This is a genomic window from Psychrobacter muriicola 2pS, from assembly GCF_904846535.1.
Taxonomy (GTDB): Bacteria; Pseudomonadota; Gammaproteobacteria; order Pseudomonadales; family Moraxellaceae; genus Psychrobacter; species Psychrobacter aquimaris.
The window spans coordinates 411,016-428,265 of the sequence record NZ_CAJHBC010000002.1 but is presented as its reverse complement, the minus strand read 5'-3'; the positions used below and the strand labels follow the sequence as shown (position 1 = coordinate 428,265).

Genomic DNA, 17,250 nt, shown 5'->3' with positions numbered 1-17,250 from the left:
GTCATTTTTATAAATGCATATAGTTAAATTGGACGACTTCATCAACGATTTTATTGAACCCGACAATGTCGTATAACTTCACAATAGGTTATGTATTTGTCTTTTTTCTTAATGTGGATTTATCATAGCAAAATGTTCGACGAGTAGTTTTACAAGTTATGAAGAAGTGTGCGTAAGATGTTAAGAATGTGACTGGCTGATTGATTATGCTGAGATCTTGGATGAGACTTTTCAGCAAAATCAGACCAATAAAAAACCAGCGCTTTGGCTGGTTTAGTGAATAAGTGATTGATAACTAAAAATAAATGACTTAAAACAAATGATTCATCACAGGGATTTCTTGTGGTGGATTCTCTTCTTCGTCAACGATTTGGCGTGCTACATGCATGATAAGCTGACGTAACCAACGATGCGCGGGATGATGCTGCAACAAAGGTGACCACGCCATAGTTAGCTCAAATTCGGGGATAAAAAACGGTGGCTCTTCCATCTTTATGCTGTCGTTATTGGCCTGCATTTTTGCCACACGTGTGGGCAAAGTAGCAATCAAATCTTTGTTTGCTGCGAGCATAGCTGGCATTTGATAATGACGGGTAAAAACGCTGATTTGACGTTTTTGACCTAAGCGCTGTAGAGCTTGATCAATAGAGCCAAGTCCGCCAGATTTTTCTGGATTGACCCCAAACCCCACACCCATTCCCGTTTTAGATACCCAAACGTGCTGCGCTTTTAGATAGTTTTTGAGATTGAAACGGTTGGCATAAGGACTTTCTGACGACAATAAACAACTAAAAGTATCACGCCATACCAGAACTTGGTGAAAACTTTGGGGTATCTCATTAAAACGGTTGATCGCCAAATCGACGCGACCTTGCTCCATATCACGATAAGAGACATCTGACGGCGTCAAGAAATCCAAAATAACATTGGGCGCCTCTGACCTCAGGGCTTTGACCAGTTTTGGTACCAACGTCGCTTCAGCATAATCTGAGGTCATAATACGAAAAACGCGCGAGGTACTATAAGGACGAAATTCTGTACGCGGCTCCAGTACTTGAGTCAAATCCGCAAGTATTTCACGGATACGAGGCTGCAACTCCAAAGCGCGTTCAGTCGGCGTCATACCTTCGGATGAGCGTACCAGTAATGGATCATTAAATAGCTTACGCAGACGGCGCAAAATATTACTCATCGCAGGTTGGGTAATGCCAAGCTGCTCAGCTGCACGAGTGACGTTTTTTTCTCGTAGCAACACATCTAAATGTACCAATAAATTTAAATCTACCCGCTGCAAATTCATATATGTCTCTTTACCTTAGAATAAATACCACTCCAAACGCGGCGTTTTTTGCCCTGTTATTTAGTATAAATCATCTATAACAGAATGAAATAAGCATAACTTTATATTAATTTTTCTGATATACGCTTATTATAACTGAAATTATTCATCATAAGCTGTTGTTTTATATATACTATCATAAAATTAAATACCCAAGATAATAATCATAAACTAGATAAATCAAGGTAACCTAGCTATAGTGGCTAGCAAGCGCTTAGTTAGTCATTATTTAATATTAGGCAGTCGCCATGCGTTTCAATGGATTGACTACAACCTGTATTTTATCGCATTTTCATGCGGAAATACGGACATAACATTTATTACGCAAACTTAATTTTTTGCTCTCATTTGTTTTTAAGCTTGAATGAGTACTTTGCACTTTTAGGGCAATAAGCACTTTAACAGTCGAAAAAGGCTTATAAAAAAGCGCATTCATCCTGAAATAAAAGACCAAATAATAAAAGCTGACCAATTAGACAGGTTTTGTTTGCTTTTATGCTAATTTTCTTATAGTTTAGTAGAGATTGCTAAGGCACAAGGCCTATATTTTAAATTTTTACTTCTGCCAGCATCTTTCTATATATCAAAATTATCTCACTACTTTTAGTTTACTAATTTTCACCACCCCAAGGAGACATAGATGTCAACTGCATATAAATCAGCGATCGATTTAGTACGTGAATTAAAGCAAAAGCACGGTAACTGGCAGAATATTAGCGAAACCGATGCGGCACGTATGATGTCACAAAACCGTTTTAAAACGGGCTTGGATATCGCCAAATATACTGCAAAAATCATGCGTCAAGACATGGAAGACTATGACAATGATACGTCTCAGTACACGCAGTCTTTAGGTGCATGGCATGGTTTTGTTGCTCAACAAACGATGTATGCTAAGAAAAAATACTTTGGTACAACAGCTAAAACTTACATCTACCTATCAGGTTGGATGGTTGCTGCCCTTCGTTCTGAGTTTGGTCCTCTACCTGACCAGTCTATGCACGAAAAAACGTCTGTACCTAAGCTAATCGAAGAAATCTATACCTTCTTGCGTCAAGCTGACGCTAAAGTATTGAACGACTATTTCCGTGAGCTAAACGCTGCTGAAGAAGCGGGTCAAGATACCTCAGCCATCCTAGAAAAAATCGAAAACTTTGATTCACATGTGGTGCCAATCATTGCTGATATCGATGCAGGTTTCGGTAACGAAGAAGCAACTTACTTGCTAACTAAGCAAATGATCGAAGCTGGTGCTTGTGCTATTCAAGTTGAGAACCAAGTATCTGATGCGAAGCAATGTGGTCACCAAGCGGGTAAAGTTACTGTACCGCATGAAGACTATATCGCAAAAATCAACGCTATTCGTTATGCATTCTTAGAGCTTGGTGTTGAAGACGGCGTTATCGTTGCTCGTACTGACTCTGAAGGCGCATCACTGACGCAAAAAATTCCAGTATCAAATGAGCCAGGCGATCTTGCTTCTCAGTACATCGATTTTATCGAGATGGAAGAAGTCACGCTTGAAGATGCGAAAGAAAACGACAGCTTGCTTAAGCATAACGGCAAACTAGTACGTCCAGTTCGCCTACCTAACGGTCTATATCAATTCCGTGAAGAAACGAACATCGACCGTGTGGTACTTGACTGTGTAACCGCTCTAGAAAACGGCGCTGATCTACTATGGATCGAAACACCGACTCCAGATGTAGAACACATCAAAATGATGGTTGACCGTATTAAAGAGCAGCAGCCTAAAGCCAAGCTTGTATACAACAACAGCCCATCATTCAACTGGACGCTTAACTTCCGTAAGCAAATTATCGCTCAGTGGGAAGACGAAGGCAAAGACATCTCTGCCTACAATAAAGATGACTTGATGAGCGCTGATTACGACGGTACTGAGCTTGATACAGCAGCTGACGAAGCGGCTAGAAACTTCCAACGTGATGCATCACGTGAAGCTGGTGTATTCCATCACTTAATCACGCTACCTACTTACCACACTACTGCACTTAGCGTGCATGAGCTTGCTAAAGGCTACTTCGGTGAAGATGGTATGCTTGCTTATGCAGCCGGCGTACAACGTAAAGAAATCCGTGAAGGCATCGCTTGTGTTAAGCACCAAGCAATGGCGGGTTCTGACCTTGGTGATGATCACAAAGAGATCTTCTCAGGTGAAAATGCCCTTAAAGCTGGCGGCGGCAAGAACACCATGAACCAGTTCTAATCACCGACCACTTATAAGTACATTTCGTAAGTGCTAGTTATAAAGAAAGCCGTCCTACATTGTAGGGTGGCTTTTTTATGTCTGCTTATTTGCACTCTATCACTGTGAGCTTGTTAAGTTTCAACTTGAGTGCTTATTATCCTTACTATCAGTCTCTTTCATATTATTGCTATTATCATCTACCTGACTGATCTGTATACTGACTGAATCGTAAGTTTCTGGGTTTTCACCCATCAGCTCACGCTTTATATTTTTTATACGGGGGTCATTTTTAAAAAATTTACGATAGATTGACTTTATCATTCTGTAAATTAGATAAAAAATACCACCAAGTACAAGCAGCCACCACAGTTGTATCAATCCAAGCGCTACTGACCTGAGTATCTCCCAGCCATCTTTAAATGCTTGGTTAACTTGGGTACTAAAGCTTGGCTGCTCAGCATCCAATAGCACATCTAGATTTTGTGTGGTTTCTTTATAACTGATATCTGGCTGCATAAAGGTCAGGTTAATGGTGCTATATTGAACTTTATCAGCGATAGCCAGTTGCTCAAGCTTGGCAAGCTCTTGCTGACGACGCGCAGCATAAGTCGCGGTAATGGCATCAACATTGCTGCCTTGGTCTTTATCATTTTTACTATTGAGGCGTTCTTGGCTAAGCTCGCTTGCCATATCACTATTTAGCTAGCTCGCTAGCTGTTCACGATAAATATCTAATGTCACATCTTGAGCACTAAACTGCTGCTCATTTAAAAATGCGACTTGCTGTTGTAATTGCGCTAGGAATTTGCTGACATTGCCGCGAGGGATACGGACTGTCATGTTAGCTTTACGAGTATAGGTTGTAATCGTGATGTTTTTATTGCCTTGTACAAAGGTTCGACTATCACGTGGATGATTACTAATATTACTAAGTGCCACATAACCAGCCTGTTGCCGTGTCAAACTCTCAATAGCATCACTAGTTTTGACGACATCTTCAACTTTAAAATCAGCACTGGCAGTTATCAATAACGCTTTACCAGCAATTTTAATGTCTGTTGTCTGACTACCAAGCGCTTGTTCACTAGTGCTCGATAGATTTGCAACCTCTAAGCCATTGGGTGCGTTATCGACTGCCGCATCTGACATGATGCTGACCATCTCACCTGCTGTAGCCTCTGCAACTTCTTCAGTTGCCACTTCTGTCAGATCTGCGCTACTTTCTGCATATTCAGAAGAGCAGTCGCAGACGCCTATCAATAAAACAGACCCGAGCATTATTGGTAAAAGAAAGCTGATGAAAACAAGACTTTAGGCATTAATATTGAATGAGATTGCTGAATGTCATACTTCTTTTGATTGCATTGCGTCATTATTTTATAATCCGGCATTTTATGAGATATATTAGATAACAATATTTTAGCTTTCATTATAAAGCTAATTACCCTTATTCTACTTTTGTTCAATAATTATCCTTAATTATAATGATTACTTACTAAAAATATATCTCTAATATTCGCTCAGATTATTTATAGAAAAGATTTCGCTTGTTATTCGGCGATAGCTTTCATACGATGGTAGTGATTCAAATTTATTAAAATAATCGGGAGCCATCATGCAAGAGATAGAGCTAAAGTTTTTGGTACCAGAGTCGCGACTAAAAGGTTTGATGCGTCAAGCAAGAGTCAAATCTTCTGAGGTGACGCCACTGGCTGCCCATTATTACGATACCCCTGACCAACAGCTTGCAGAGGCAGGCATTGGCTTACGTATTCGTAAAGAAGGCGACGCTTGGGTACAGACCATCAAAGCGGGCGGCGACGGCATTGCGGCACGTTTAGAGCATAATGCGGTACTGGATAGTGAGCAGGTAGAGGCGATGCTCGATAATAATGCGCTCATGCCTGATTTAACCATTTATAAAAACACCTCTGTCGCCCCTGCTCTGGCTAAATTTAAGCTAAAAAAACTGGCTAAAAATCTCACACGGCTATATGTTACCGATGTAGAGCGCACCGCACGATTGCTGGTAGATGAGGGTGACGATGAAGCAATTAACCATATCGAGATGGCGTACGATTATGGAGAAATCATTCACGGCAATGACGATACTCAGCGCGCTGCTATTCAAGAGGTTGAGTTTGAGCTGGTATCAGGAGATATCGATTTTTTATTTGTAACCGCCAAAACTTGGTGTAAACGCTATAAGCTTTGTCTGTCTACGGTGACCAAAGCTGAACGCGGTGGCTTACTCATTACTGGGCAGCAGCATAGCTCAGCCGTTCATGCTGACCTTAGCCAGCTAAATATCGATAAAAAAATCAGCATGCCGGCCTTTGTGCGCGCAGCCGTGCATAACTGTCTGTTGCAAATACTGCCCAATAGTAGTGCTATCGTCGCTGGCAGCGAAGAAGATGACCATATATTACAACTGTATATCGGTATTACCCGCTTGCAAGCTGCCCTACAAGAATTCACCAGCTACTCTGACGAAATCAATCCAGACTGGCTGCCGATACTAAAACAAACAACGGCTTTAATTAATGATTATCGAGAGCTTGCCCATCTTGCCTCATATATAGAGCCTAATTTACAACAGCAAGGCTCACCTACAGTCGATTGGACAACAGATATCGACGCGCTGAAGATTACTCCGAAGGATGCTGTCAGCGCCAATGATTTTCAGTTGATCTTACTTGAGCTGATCGCCTTTACCATGAGTAACCCAAGCCTTGAACCGCAATCTGACCAACTCGCCATCGATAAAATGGCAAAAACACTATCTAAACAGCAGGCAAAGCTTGGCAAAGCAGTGCAAAAGCTTCAGAGTAAAAACGGTGCTGACTCTGCTAGCATGAATATAGAAAGTGGTGATTTAAAAAATGACGATTTACAAAGTGTGGACTTAGAAGGTATTGACTCAGAAAGCGTCAATACACAAAGTGTTGATGTAGGAAGTGACGATATAGAAAACATTGATGTAGAGAGCTTTAATGAAACGCAAGCCATGCATGAACTACATCAACAGTTAACGACCTTACTTTATATCAGTGAGTTTGCTGCGCCATTATTAGATAAGAAAAAGTCAAAAAAGAAAAAAACGAAGAAGACAAACAAACGCTGGCTAAAATATTTAGCAAAAGTGCAAAAATCTTTGAATCAATATCGCAATCATATGGTGTATCAACAGCACTATCAGTTAAAATCAGAGACAGAGAGGAATGCACTATATGGAGCCGGTTGGTTTGCAGCCATGCAAGCGATAGACCATAAACCTACTGAAAAATGCTTGGCTAAAGTAACAGACAGCTCAATATTTCGCTAAAAATACTCTTAGCAACAGGAACAACGCTTAGAATAAACAAAATCCAGAATAAAAAAGACAGCTCACTTTATATGGGCTGTCTTTTTTTGAGCACTTTTTTTTGATTGAATGATTAAACTCAGCTATGTTGAAATTTAACAACTCGACTCAGTCAATCATACATCAAAAATTAGCGTTCATTTGCTAAGCCTAGCGCTTTTATAAGCTTGAGCATTTTATAAACCCAGAACTTTCATACGCTCACTGACTGGCTGATACGTTTTTTCGCCAGCAGGCTCAACAATGTTACCAAATGGCATTTGTGCCACCAACTCCCAACTATCTGGGATAGCAAAAGCCTTAGCTGCGTCTTCATCCACAAGCGGATTGTAGTGCTGTAAATTTGCACCAATATTCAGCGTGCGTAGTTCTGTCCACATGGCATACTGATGCATGGCTGAGGTTTGCTGCGCCCAAACTGGGAATTTGTCTGCGTATAGCGCAAACTGCTCTTGCAATGATTTAATCACTTTGTTATCTTCATAAAATAGCACGGTACCAGCAGCGGCACGGAAGCCATCTAGCTTTTGCTTAGTGCCAGAAAAATCGCCATCACCGACTGCTTCACGCAGTTTGTTTTCAGCGATATCCCACAACTTCTGGTGCTCTGCACCAAACAGTACGACCAATCGCGAAGATTGCGAATTAAAAGAAGAAGGGGTATGTAATAAAACCCGCTCTGCCATATTTACAATCGTTTGTGGCTCTACTGGTAGCTCGTTGCCCAAGGCATAGATCGAACGGCGTTCATCAAAGGCTTGTTGTAAAGTGACTAGGCTTTCTTTAGACATCAATATTATCCTTGTAATTATAATAAAATATAGGTTAAACGAGCCATGTTTGGGATGACACGTTGATTTTTAGCAAGGGATTTATTATATCATTATGCTAAATAATATCTATACTCCATAAAGTTTATTTTATCAATTAATCTATGCAGTTATTCTGTTTTACTTAAGCTCTTCGGCAAAAATAATTTACTCAGCAGCATTTAATAAATAGTGGTTAATGAGCGATAATCACTACCGATGTACCCGCTTCAACTTGGTCGAACAACTTAATAATATCCTCATTACGCATACGTATACAGCCGTGCGAGAGTGGCTCGCCCATCGGCTCACTATCTGGCGTACCATGAATGTAAATATAACGCTGATAAGTATCACAGCCACCTTCACTATTACTGCCTTTATTCAACCCTTCTTCCACACCCCCTAACCAAAGAATACGACTTAAGATCCAGTCGCGCTCAGGATGTAGCATACCCAGCTTTGCTTCATATATCTCGCCGGTAGGGACACGTCCAATAAAAACCGTATTTATGGGTTCGCTTGCACCGATTTTTTTCGCAATAAAGTGCTTGCCAAGAGGTGTGCAGCCACTATCTTGCTGACTGCCAATACCATTTTTCGCGGTAGACACCGCATATTGAGCCATTTTTTTATTGTGCTGGTAGAGAATCAATGTTTGCTGAGCAATATTAATCACTAAATGTATATCAGAGTTTTCGTTGTTTTTCATAAAGGGCTTCCAACTGTCACTAATGAGGTTGAGGGCATTATTGACCGCGTGATGAGTAAGTTGACTGGTTTTTTCTATTATTAAGGGATTGTATCAAGGCTTTTGGCACCGTAATATAGGGGCACACTTTTTGATGCTAGCAGATTATGACGACTATTTCACCGACACGTGTGTCGATGTATGATTTTCTCTATCAAGATACCAAGCCAATGGTGTCATTATTGGCAGATGCCGCCAAGCTTTCATTACCGCAAGCGCGATTGGCAATGGATGCTAGTTTGCAGGCCATTGTCAGTGCCTTGCTCGCTTACCAGCAGCACAATGATGGTCAAGCTGTAAGCAAAAAGCTGTTTAGTCGCGGCGCTGTCAAAGAGCTACGCCAATATAATTCGATGAACTTTTCGACCATTAATGCGACGTTATATCATCGCCATGATGCGGCGGATGCGATATTTTATGATAATGCTCGTGTGATTAAAGCCAGTGATTATATTGCTCAGCAGATTGATACAACAACGCAGCAAGTACAGATACTCCTCACATCTCTATGCGTGATTGTCTTACGTGAACTGGCTATTTTGGCCGAATATAGCCAACTTGATAACAACGAGATGGATAAATGGTTCGCTTTACAACCGCAGTTTTTATCAGCTGCTCGCTTTGCCGCCAATGAGCCAACGTCTATCTCTGTCGAATTAAATGAAGCTAATGACGATAAAGGTCTAATTGCAGCATCGGAGGTCGTTTTAGACTCGGCAATAAAGATAAAATCAGCAGCCAAATCCGAACATAACTCCAACACAGAACGTGCCTTATTGAGCACAGAGCAGCTCGCAGGCACCCCGCCAGCTTTCAATCCTTACTGGCATGATTTAACGACTTTCAAACCTGAACGTCATGAGCCTGTGCAAGATATGCAACTGGCGACGGGTAATTATTTAAAAGTCATCGGACGCTCATCTGCAAATGCCCAACAAGGCAAACATAATGACTTGTTGATGTTTGCAGAAATGACCGCCATCAGCTTACCGCACCAACGCTGGCTACTGCAATTGGCTAAGATTTCAGAAATATACTTACAGCGTAATCGCCTACGTATTACTTCCGAACCTGCCAGCGCACCAAAACCGCCTCTGGTTAGTCTGGGCTTAATCGGTGGTAATAACGACAATACGCCAGCCACCACCAGTGAAAAGCCCATTGAGTACGAGGCATCCATACCGCTGTGGAAAAATCCGGTTATCTTGATTATTATTGCTGTTATCGGTGTGCTTGGCGGGCTTGCAGCCCTCAAGTATCAAAGCCAAAAGTCTGACGGTGTGTTACTGGCGACAGAAGAGGTCATAGAACAAGACCTTATCGAGGAACGTCAACAGCAAGATGTGGCCATTGTCAGGATGGATGATGATGATGAGCCTGATGCCAAAGAAACAAAAGCGTCTCAATGATAAACAGCAGCAATTAATACATAATTTATTAAGTAGTAAAAAATTATCGAACAAACCTTTAAAAAACCCACAAAAAAAAGGCGCTATTAACATAGCGCCTTTTGATTCATGTATCTTATTCATGCTTTATCTAGCAAAGCATACTTACTTTGATAAATCACGACCACGGCTGGCTTCAATCGCCAAACGTAGACCATTTAAGCGAATGAAACCTTCCGCATCTTTTTGATCGTAAGCACCAGCATCATCTTCGAAAGTTGCGATTTTTTCGTCAAATAACGAATCATCTGACTTACGACCAACAACGCTCACAGCACCTTTGTATAGTTTTACGCGTACTGTGCCGTTAACGTATTCTTGTGATTTGTCAATCAACGCTTGCAACATCATACGCTCAGGGCTGAACCAATAGCCGTTATAAATCGTTTTAGCGTAGCGTGGCATCAGCTCATCTTTCAAATGTGCGGCTTCACGATCGAGCGTCAATGACTCAATACCGCGATGCGCTTTTAACATAATGGTACCCGCTGGCGTCTCATAGCAACCGCGTGATTTCATACCGACATAACGGTTTTCGACGATATCCAAACGGCCAATACCATGCTGACCACCAATCTCATTAAGCTTAATCATGACTTCATAAGGCTTAAGCGCTTCACCATCGATAGCAATGATGTCGCCTTTTTTGTATTCTAATTCTAGATATTGTGCTTCATCAGGTGCTTCTTCTGGACTCACTGACCAGCGCCACATATCATCTTCTGCTTCGGCGTATGGGTCTTCTAAGATACCGCCTTCATAAGAGATGTGTAATAAGTTGGCATCCATTGAGTACGGAGATTTCTTCTTATTGCCCGCATAATCAATAGCAATGTCATGCTCTTTGGCATATTCCATCAAGCTCTCTCGGCTCGACAAATCCCACTCACGCCATGGTGCAATGGTAACCACGTCAGGCGATAAAGCAACCGCACCAAGCTCAAAACGTACTTGGTCATTCCCTTTACCAGTCGCACCATGACTGATGGCATCGGCGTTATGTTCTTTAGCAATCTCAACCAAACGCTTAGCTATTAATGGACGTGCGATAGAAGTACCGAGCAGATACTCACCTTCATAGATGGCATTGGCACGGAACATCGGGAATACATAATCACGGGCGAACTCTTCACGTAAGTCTTCAATATGAATATGTTTGATGCCCATGGCTTCCGCTTTGGCACGTGCTGGCTCAACTTCTTCGCCTTGACCGATATCAGCGGTAAAGGTAATCACTTCTGCATCATAGGTTTCTTGCAACCATTTAGCGATGATGGAGGTATCAAGACCACCTGAATAGGCCAAGACGATTTTATTAATATTTTTTGGATCAAGTTGAGCCATGAAAAACTCCTGTTGTGAGCATTTAGTTTTAGGAAAAGCGCTAAGATTCAATCAAAAGATAAATTACTTGCTCAGTGTACATCATATTTACTATAGGCAAAAGTGCAACTGCCCCATGGCACAAGCTTTTGATTTAAATTTTGGGTCGATAGATTTCAATTGTTCACATGTAGGTGACAGTTGATTGCAGCAAATAAAAAAACAACCAATCTATTATGTACAGATATTTAGCCGCATATTTAGTCAAGTAGGCAAATCTGTTATGATAGCGGTACAGTATCCCTTCCTTTTATTTCCGTATATGACGATATAGAGCGCGACGACATTATGACTGATTCGATTAGAGAATTGACCATCCTTCAGCCAGACGATTGGCATATTCATTTGCGTGATGGTAAAGCATTGAGCACTACTGTATCGCATGCAGCAAACAGTTTTAACCGTGTCATGTGTATGCCAAACTTAGTGCCTCCTGTTAAGAACACTGACGATGCGCGTGCCTATCGCGACCGTATCATGGCGCACTTAGCAGCCAGTGAGCTGGATGCTGAGCGCAAAACTGCATTCGATCCACGTATGACTTTATATCTCACTGACAAAACCACTGCCCAAGATATCGAGATGGCAGCACAATCAGGTATCGTCCAAGCGGTCAAGCTTTACCCTGCTGGCGCGACTACCAATTCGGCTGATGGCGTCACCAATATTAACGCCTGCGTCGATGTTTTTGAAGCATTAGAAAAGTACAACCTACCATTACTGATACATGGCGAAGTGACGCAAGATCATGTGGATATCTTTGACCGTGAGAAACGCTTTTTAGACGAAGTATTGGCGCAAATTATCGTCAAATTCCCCACATTAAAGATTGTCGTCGAGCATATTACCACCAGTGATGCCGCTGATTTTGTCTTAGCACAAGGCAATCACATTGCCGCCACTATTACCCCGCAGCATCTGATGTTTAACCGCAATCATCTGTTGGTTGGCGGTATCAAACCGCATTTTTATTGCTTGCCTATCCTCAAGCGTGAAAGCCATCAAAGAGTATTATTAGATGTCGCTACCAGTGGTAATCCCAAGTTCTTTTTAGGCACGGACTCAGCCCCACATGCGACGGATAAAAAAGAAGCCGCTTGTGGCTGTGCTGGCTGCTATAGCGGTGCAACGGCGCTACCATTGTATGCCACCGCTTTTGATAGCGTGGGTAAAATAGACAAGTTAGAGGGCTTTGCCAGCCGTTTTGGTGCTCAGTTCTATGGATTACCAGTCAATGAAAGCACTATTACGCTCGTCAATACGACTATGCAAGTGCCAGTAGCTTATCCTTACTTTGATGGCTCATCATTAACGCCGTTAATGGCGGGTGAGATGCTACCTTGGTCTATCAAGGCATAAAACTCACTAAGTAAAACCATCTTTAGTCTATTTTAACTTTAGAATTTCAACCCTATGATAAGCATGACACCTACTAACCAGCGGTGTGATTTGTATCATAGGGTGTTTGTTTTTCATTTAATGACTTAATTCAATATAACAGTACGACTGATAAAAGCGATTTAACCAGATATGACCACTCCAAACGATGCCGCCTTACCTGACGAAAACTCATCAAACGTTGTAGATGACAGCCTTAAGATCACGTCAAATAGTCACACAGAAGATACCGCAGCAGACGAGCTAGCACCAATGCGTCTAAAAGACCGATTTCGTAAGTTTCTGCCTGTCGTCGTTGATGTGGAAACTGCCGGCTTTAATGCGCAAACCGATGCTTTGCTAGAAATTGCCTGTATTCCTGTGCTACTGAATGAGCAAGGTGTGTTTTATCCTGGGGAAGCATTCAATGCTCATATCGAACCCTTTGAAGGCGCGAATCTCGAACCGAGCGCCCTTGCCTTCACTGGAATTGATCCCAACAATCCGATGCGTAAAGCCATTGCCGAGGATGAGAAAACAGCACTACGCCGTATCTTTAAAGGGTTAAAAGAAGTACGCCGTACTGAAGACTGCCGCCAGTGCGTCTTAATTGGACACAACGCCCATTTTGACTTGGCGTTTTTGAATGCGGCCGTGCTGCGTAGCAATAACAAAAGTCACAACCCATTTCATAACTTTTCAGTTTTTGACACAGTGACCTTATCCGCGCTGGCATTTGGTCAGACAGTGTTAGCACGTGCTTGTAAGGCAGCAGGGCTTGATTTTGATGGCAATGATGCTCATTCTGCACTATATGATACGCAAAAGACCGCTGAGCTGTTTTGTCATATCCTAAACCATTACCCTATGCTGGCTAATGCGATGCATACTGAAGACAATAAAGCGGATTTGAAGGATAGCGGTAATAAATAATCCATTTATCACATATCCTATATTGCCAACTACCCATAATAGTGCTATTTGTAATACTTGATGACTTTAACATCTTGATCTTACAATCGATAGGGATATGATTGATGGCACAATAAATCAGCGACTTGTCTAACCATTGAACACTATATTGTGTACAATAATTCAAAACTAGACAAGTTATTGTAAACCCTCACGTTAGAACGTCTCTTTATATCCTATAGATGGTTTAAGTTGCCCGCATTGTCTCGATAGCCAGTATGATTCATGCTATCGAGGCGTAATAGGAGGGACACTATTATGGATCCACAGCTTAAGTTATGGGGAACCATCCTCGGTTATATGCTACTCGCATTGACTATCAGTGCTTGTACTTCTCTATGGATTCGCTATCATTTGAAGCGTAATGACTTACATCCTCGCCGTGCAATCAAAAAAAGATATTTAATTTTAAAAAGAAGAAGAAAAAGGCTTGACAGCAAGCGCAGACGCTATTAGAATACGCACCACTTCAGCATAAATGGTGAAAGCAGCTGAGGTATTGTTACTAGTCCCCATCGTCTAGAGGCCTAGGACACCGCCCTTTCACGGCGGTAACGGGGGTTCGAATCCCCCTGGGGACGCCACTATTTGGCGTCACTTATTAGCAATTTTGCTGCAAAGCATCTTATAAGACTAATAAGCGTACCACCAAAAAGCCCAATCACATAATATTGTGATTGGGCTTTTTTTATGCCTGTTTTTTATATCATGACGCTCTTAATATCTCAAAACTTAGCCCGTGATCGCCAATTTACTTGATAAATGAAGCATAGTTAATTTTATATATAAGATTCGGTATTAAGTTCGCTCAAGATATTAGTGATAGGGCGTCCACTTGCCCCGCCTCCCTTGACTCTAAATTATTTTGAATCCACTGTAATATGCCTATTAGCGTTATAAAGCATTGAAACTAAGCATAGCTATCCATAGTTTCGATGCTTAACTTGCTACTTTGTTTATTAATTGAAGCTTTTATCATAAATTTAAGCAAAAAAAAACCAGCATTTAATACTGGATTTTTAGATCAAATAGTCTGTATTTACAAAAACTACCAAATCTTATCTGATAGCATTAGCCATAACAATGTCATGACAATCATGATGCCTAGTACCGTTTGAATCAAAAAGAATGCTTGATGCTGACCGACGACCTTACTTAACGTCACACCTAATGTGCTGTACTTAATAGGCGGCGTGTCAATATTGCCAGTTCTTGCTTGTTCCTCATAATACCCTTGTAAGATATCTAAGAATTTTCGCCATTCATTAGAGCCCCAATCATAGGGCTTAAACGGCATGAGTTTTTTCAGCTCAGGCTCTTTAGTCATCCAACGTTCAAGCGTAATAGAACGTAGAGACCAGTTCGAAAAACGGCGCTCGGTAATTTCTGAAAAGTCTAATATTTTTAATTCTTTATGTCGATCATCTACCAACAAGCGATTCTTTAGATTGGTTAAATCCTGTTCGGACCCTTCTACACATTGAAAAAAGTAGCCATTGCCATAGCAAAGAATACCCGTAATGTTATCGGCTTGGTTACGCTCAATCGCGACCTCTGAGATGTCGTTAAGCGTGCTGGGGCTTGAAAGACCAGTCGAAGTAATTTGGCTTATATATATAAGCTGACAGAGATCTGTCGTTACTGGACTTGTAGAATCATTGATTGTTGACAATCAGCTTCTCCCTATTTTCAGGTAAATGTAGCTAAGACAACCATACTAACTTTAGAAAAAACATAGAGACAAGATCTTTGAAAATATCAAATCGGCTTGGTATATTATTGATTTTATAAATGTTTATATTAATTGTATTAAGTTGGTTACATCATAGGCTAGTTTAGTCATCAAAGCAATATATGTTTACCTTATATCACTAATTGATAAAACCAAACAATATTTTAGAATTATTTATGCTGAGAATTTGAAGTGTGGTTTTTTGGCAGCGATAGAATAAGTAGGTAATATGGTGTGAAATTGATGACAGAAAATCTTCAAGAGTGAGTGATAAAGCCATCGGCTCATTAGTAATGATTGATACAGACTGGTGCCTATTGCAATATCAATTACTGCGTTATCCAAACTTATCAATATATAGAAATACTCTAGGTACTATCCTAGATAACTAGTAGTAAGCGTAAGCAAATAAAGAGTAGAGCATTTTTTGATATTTATCAGAATAACGAGGCCGTGTCCTCAATTTTAGAATAGCGATAAAAATGAGATAAATGTTAGGAAAAAAAGGAAAACAGTACAGATAATATGTACATATTAACCAGATATTTGACGCTGTTTGGCATACCTTTAGCCATTTTTAGCCGATTCAGATGACTATCGTTCGAATTGAGGACATACCCTAGGACTGGGCATTAATAATTGCTGCAAGCAAAATGGCATCATCAGGATACGTGAGCTTTATGTTCTGGCGACTACCAGTCACGAGGCGAATGGGCAATGCCAAGTATTCAAATGCACTGGCTTCATCAGTAATGGTCAGCTCGTGTTCAGTGACATAATGTAATACTTTCTGCAGCTGACCTAAGCGAAACACTTGCGGCGTTTGTGCTTGCCACATATGACGGCGATCGATAGTGCGTTTAGCATAAGGATGTATGCTGCTGCTAATTGTAGGGTTAGCCATAGGAGTCTCCTCTACAAGCTCAGATTGAGCGGTAGACTGGAGATAAGACTCCTTTAAGGTGTCAGCCACCGGTGTCGCTAAGATAGCACCATAAGGCTCTAGCATCGCCGCTTCGATGACTTGTTCAATATCATGATTGGGAACCGCAGGACGTGCAGCATCATGAATAACGACCAAGTCTGAGTCGTCCGCTCCCGCATCAACAATCGCCTTTACCCCTGCCTGTACAGACTGCCAGCGCTCTGTACCGCCGACTGCATAGCGTATAGGAAGCTCAAACTCTAATTGCTCAGCTGTGCTGTCATCTGCTGCGACGACCAATAAGCATTTATTAATATAAGCACTACCAGCAAGCCGTGCCACACTATGTTGTAGCAAGGTCTGCCCCTGCAACATCGTATATTGTTTGGCGACAGAGGCACCAAAACGACTACCGCGACCCGCAGCGACAATCATGGCATGTACATTAGGTGTGGTATTCATAAGGCAATGTTCATAAAGTATTATTCATGGTTCGAACCCATGACAGTATGGCTAGGGAGAAATGAAGAATAAGAGAGGTAATAAATTTCAGATGAATAAGGTTTCTATTATAGAAAATAGAAGATCATAGTTTTCGACAGTTAGGAGCAATTAATAACGACTATGCGTCGTAGGTGCCGTAGATACTTGTACAAAGGTCTCGTTCGGTTTAATCAAGCCCAAATCTAAACGTGCGTGCTCTTCTACTGCCTCAAGACCATTTTTTAAGTCATGCACATCAGTACGCAATAAGTTATTTGCTGCCACTTGGTTTTCGTTTAGGCGTTGTTGATCTTCGATTTGAGTCAGCAATTTATTATGCTCAAAGCGACCATTTTCACCCAGCCAATACTGATATTGCAGTCCTAAAAGGACGGCAACGGCTAGAGCAAGTAGCATAAATTGGCTAAAGTATTTCATAAGATAATAACGCCAAACAA

General features: G+C 41.3%; 15 protein-coding genes and 1 tRNA gene. 7 read left to right on the top strand and 9 right to left on the bottom strand.

Annotation, left to right across the window (positions count from 1 at the left end):
- Positions 1-310: 310 nt before the first annotated feature.
- Positions 311-1,300, bottom strand: a complete 990-nt coding sequence (locus tag JMX93_RS04235) for a LysR family transcriptional regulator (RefSeq protein WP_193011682.1) — start codon at positions 1,298-1,300, stop codon at positions 311-313.
- Between the two features lie 679 nt (positions 1,301-1,979).
- On the opposite strand from JMX93_RS04235, the gene JMX93_RS04230 reads away from it, so the two are divergent.
- Positions 1,980-3,566: an isocitrate lyase gene (locus JMX93_RS04230; RefSeq protein WP_193011683.1), complete on the top strand. Its 1,587-nt coding sequence runs from the start codon at positions 1,980-1,982 to the stop codon at positions 3,564-3,566.
- Between the two features lie 120 nt (positions 3,567-3,686).
- Here the strand turns inward: JMX93_RS04230 and JMX93_RS04225 are convergent, their stop codons facing one another.
- Together JMX93_RS04225 and JMX93_RS04220 are read right to left on the bottom strand one after the other, a co-directional pair.
- Entirely contained in the window at positions 3,687-4,238 is a 552-nt protein-coding gene (locus JMX93_RS04225) for a hypothetical protein (RefSeq protein ID WP_499203948.1), read from the bottom strand.
- A 12-nt stretch (positions 4,239-4,250) separates the two neighbouring features.
- Positions 4,251-4,826 carry a DUF4349 domain-containing protein gene (locus JMX93_RS04220; RefSeq protein WP_499203947.1) on the bottom strand — a complete coding sequence of 192 codons (576 nt, stop codon included), beginning with the start codon at positions 4,824-4,826 and terminating at the stop codon, positions 4,251-4,253.
- A gap of 337 nt (positions 4,827-5,163) precedes the next feature.
- Between JMX93_RS04220 and JMX93_RS04215 the strand changes: the two genes are divergently transcribed.
- Entirely contained in the window at positions 5,164-6,873 is a 1,710-nt protein-coding gene (locus JMX93_RS04215) for a CYTH and CHAD domain-containing protein (protein ID WP_499203946.1), read from the top strand.
- Positions 6,874-7,088: 215 nt separating this feature from the next.
- Here the strand turns inward: JMX93_RS04215 and JMX93_RS04210 are convergent, their stop codons facing one another.
- Together JMX93_RS04210 and JMX93_RS04205 are read right to left on the bottom strand one after the other, a co-directional pair.
- Positions 7,089-7,703, bottom strand: a complete 615-nt coding sequence (locus JMX93_RS04210) for a nitroreductase family protein (protein WP_443215393.1) — start codon at positions 7,701-7,703, stop codon at positions 7,089-7,091.
- 214 nt (positions 7,704-7,917) lie between these two features.
- Positions 7,918-8,433: a L,D-transpeptidase gene (locus JMX93_RS04205; protein WP_198331724.1), complete on the bottom strand. Its 516-nt coding sequence runs from the start codon at positions 8,431-8,433 to the stop codon at positions 7,918-7,920.
- 146 nt (positions 8,434-8,579) lie between these two features.
- Between JMX93_RS04205 and JMX93_RS04200 the strand changes: the two genes are divergently transcribed.
- Complete coding sequence (locus tag JMX93_RS04200) at positions 8,580-9,881, top strand: hypothetical protein (protein ID WP_499203945.1); 1,302 nt, start codon at positions 8,580-8,582, stop codon at positions 9,879-9,881.
- Positions 9,882-10,025: 144 nt separating this feature from the next.
- Here the strand turns inward: JMX93_RS04200 and JMX93_RS04195 are convergent, their stop codons facing one another.
- Positions 10,026-11,264, bottom strand: a complete 1,239-nt coding sequence (locus JMX93_RS04195) for an argininosuccinate synthase (RefSeq protein WP_499203944.1) — start codon at positions 11,262-11,264, stop codon at positions 10,026-10,028.
- Between the two features lie 327 nt (positions 11,265-11,591).
- On the opposite strand from JMX93_RS04195, the gene pyrC reads away from it, so the two are divergent.
- The 4 genes from pyrC (at position 11,592) to JMX93_RS04175 (ending at position 14,236) form a co-directional block, all read left to right on the top strand.
- Positions 11,592-12,662 carry a dihydroorotase gene (gene pyrC, locus JMX93_RS04190; RefSeq protein WP_499203943.1) on the top strand — a complete coding sequence of 357 codons (1,071 nt, stop codon included), beginning with the start codon at positions 11,592-11,594 and terminating at the stop codon, positions 12,660-12,662.
- Between the two features lie 291 nt (positions 12,663-12,953).
- Positions 12,954-13,613: a ribonuclease T gene (gene rnt, locus JMX93_RS04185; RefSeq protein ID WP_443518065.1), complete on the top strand. Its 660-nt coding sequence runs from the start codon at positions 12,954-12,956 to the stop codon at positions 13,611-13,613.
- 297 nt (positions 13,614-13,910) lie between these two features.
- A complete protein-coding gene (locus tag JMX93_RS04180; RefSeq protein WP_140412980.1) occupies positions 13,911-14,108 on the top strand; it encodes a hypothetical protein in 198 nt (65 codons plus the stop codon).
- A 52-nt stretch (positions 14,109-14,160) separates the two neighbouring features.
- Positions 14,161-14,236, top strand: a tRNA-Glu gene (locus JMX93_RS04175).
- A 464-nt stretch (positions 14,237-14,700) separates the two neighbouring features.
- On the opposite strand, the gene JMX93_RS04170 is transcribed toward JMX93_RS04175, so the two are convergent.
- The 3 genes from JMX93_RS04170 to JMX93_RS04160 form a co-directional block, all read right to left on the bottom strand.
- Positions 14,701-15,324, bottom strand: coding sequence for a BLUF domain-containing protein (locus JMX93_RS04170; RefSeq protein WP_443215738.1), 624 nt, complete (start codon positions 15,322-15,324; stop codon positions 14,701-14,703).
- Positions 15,325-16,003: 679 nt separating this feature from the next.
- The gene (gene ispD, locus JMX93_RS04165; protein ID WP_499203942.1) at positions 16,004-16,771 is read right to left on the bottom strand and encodes a 2-C-methyl-D-erythritol 4-phosphate cytidylyltransferase; all 768 of its coding nucleotides are present in this window, start codon (positions 16,769-16,771) and stop codon (positions 16,004-16,006) included.
- A gap of 150 nt (positions 16,772-16,921) precedes the next feature.
- Positions 16,922-17,230 carry an FtsB family cell division protein gene (locus tag JMX93_RS04160; RefSeq protein WP_193011693.1) on the bottom strand — a complete coding sequence of 103 codons (309 nt, stop codon included), beginning with the start codon at positions 17,228-17,230 and terminating at the stop codon, positions 16,922-16,924.
- Between the last annotated feature and the right edge of the window lie 20 nt (positions 17,231-17,250).

Bases quoted from the DNA above. Each gene is read 5' to 3' on its own strand.
- JMX93_RS04235 (WP_193011682.1), bottom strand. From the start codon at position 1,300: ATGAATTTGCAGCGGGTAGATTTAAATTTATTGGTACATTTAGATGTG.
- JMX93_RS04230 (WP_193011683.1), top strand. From the start codon at position 1,980: ATGTCAACTGCATATAAATCAGCGATCGATTTAGTACGTGAATTAAAG.
- JMX93_RS04225 (WP_499203948.1), bottom strand. From the start codon at position 4,238: ATGGCAAGCGAGCTTAGCCAAGAACGCCTCAATAGTAAAAATGATAAA.
- JMX93_RS04220 (WP_499203947.1), bottom strand. From the start codon at position 4,826: ATGCTCGGGTCTGTTTTATTGATAGGCGTCTGCGACTGCTCTTCTGAA.
- JMX93_RS04215 (WP_499203946.1), top strand. From the start codon at position 5,164: ATGCAAGAGATAGAGCTAAAGTTTTTGGTACCAGAGTCGCGACTAAAA.
- JMX93_RS04210 (WP_443215393.1), bottom strand. From the start codon at position 7,703: ATGTCTAAAGAAAGCCTAGTCACTTTACAACAAGCCTTTGATGAACGC.
- JMX93_RS04205 (WP_198331724.1), bottom strand. From the start codon at position 8,433: ATGAAAAACAACGAAAACTCTGATATACATTTAGTGATTAATATTGCT.
- JMX93_RS04200 (WP_499203945.1), top strand. From the start codon at position 8,580: ATGACGACTATTTCACCGACACGTGTGTCGATGTATGATTTTCTCTAT.
- JMX93_RS04195 (WP_499203944.1), bottom strand. From the start codon at position 11,264: ATGGCTCAACTTGATCCAAAAAATATTAATAAAATCGTCTTGGCCTAT.
- pyrC (WP_499203943.1), top strand. From the start codon at position 11,592: ATGACTGATTCGATTAGAGAATTGACCATCCTTCAGCCAGACGATTGG.
- rnt (WP_443518065.1), top strand. From the start codon at position 12,954: ATGCGTCTAAAAGACCGATTTCGTAAGTTTCTGCCTGTCGTCGTTGAT.
- JMX93_RS04180 (WP_140412980.1), top strand. From the start codon at position 13,911: ATGGATCCACAGCTTAAGTTATGGGGAACCATCCTCGGTTATATGCTA.
- ispD (WP_499203942.1), bottom strand. From the start codon at position 16,771: ATGAATACCACACCTAATGTACATGCCATGATTGTCGCTGCGGGTCGC.
- JMX93_RS04160 (WP_193011693.1), bottom strand. From the start codon at position 17,230: ATGAAATACTTTAGCCAATTTATGCTACTTGCTCTAGCCGTTGCCGTC.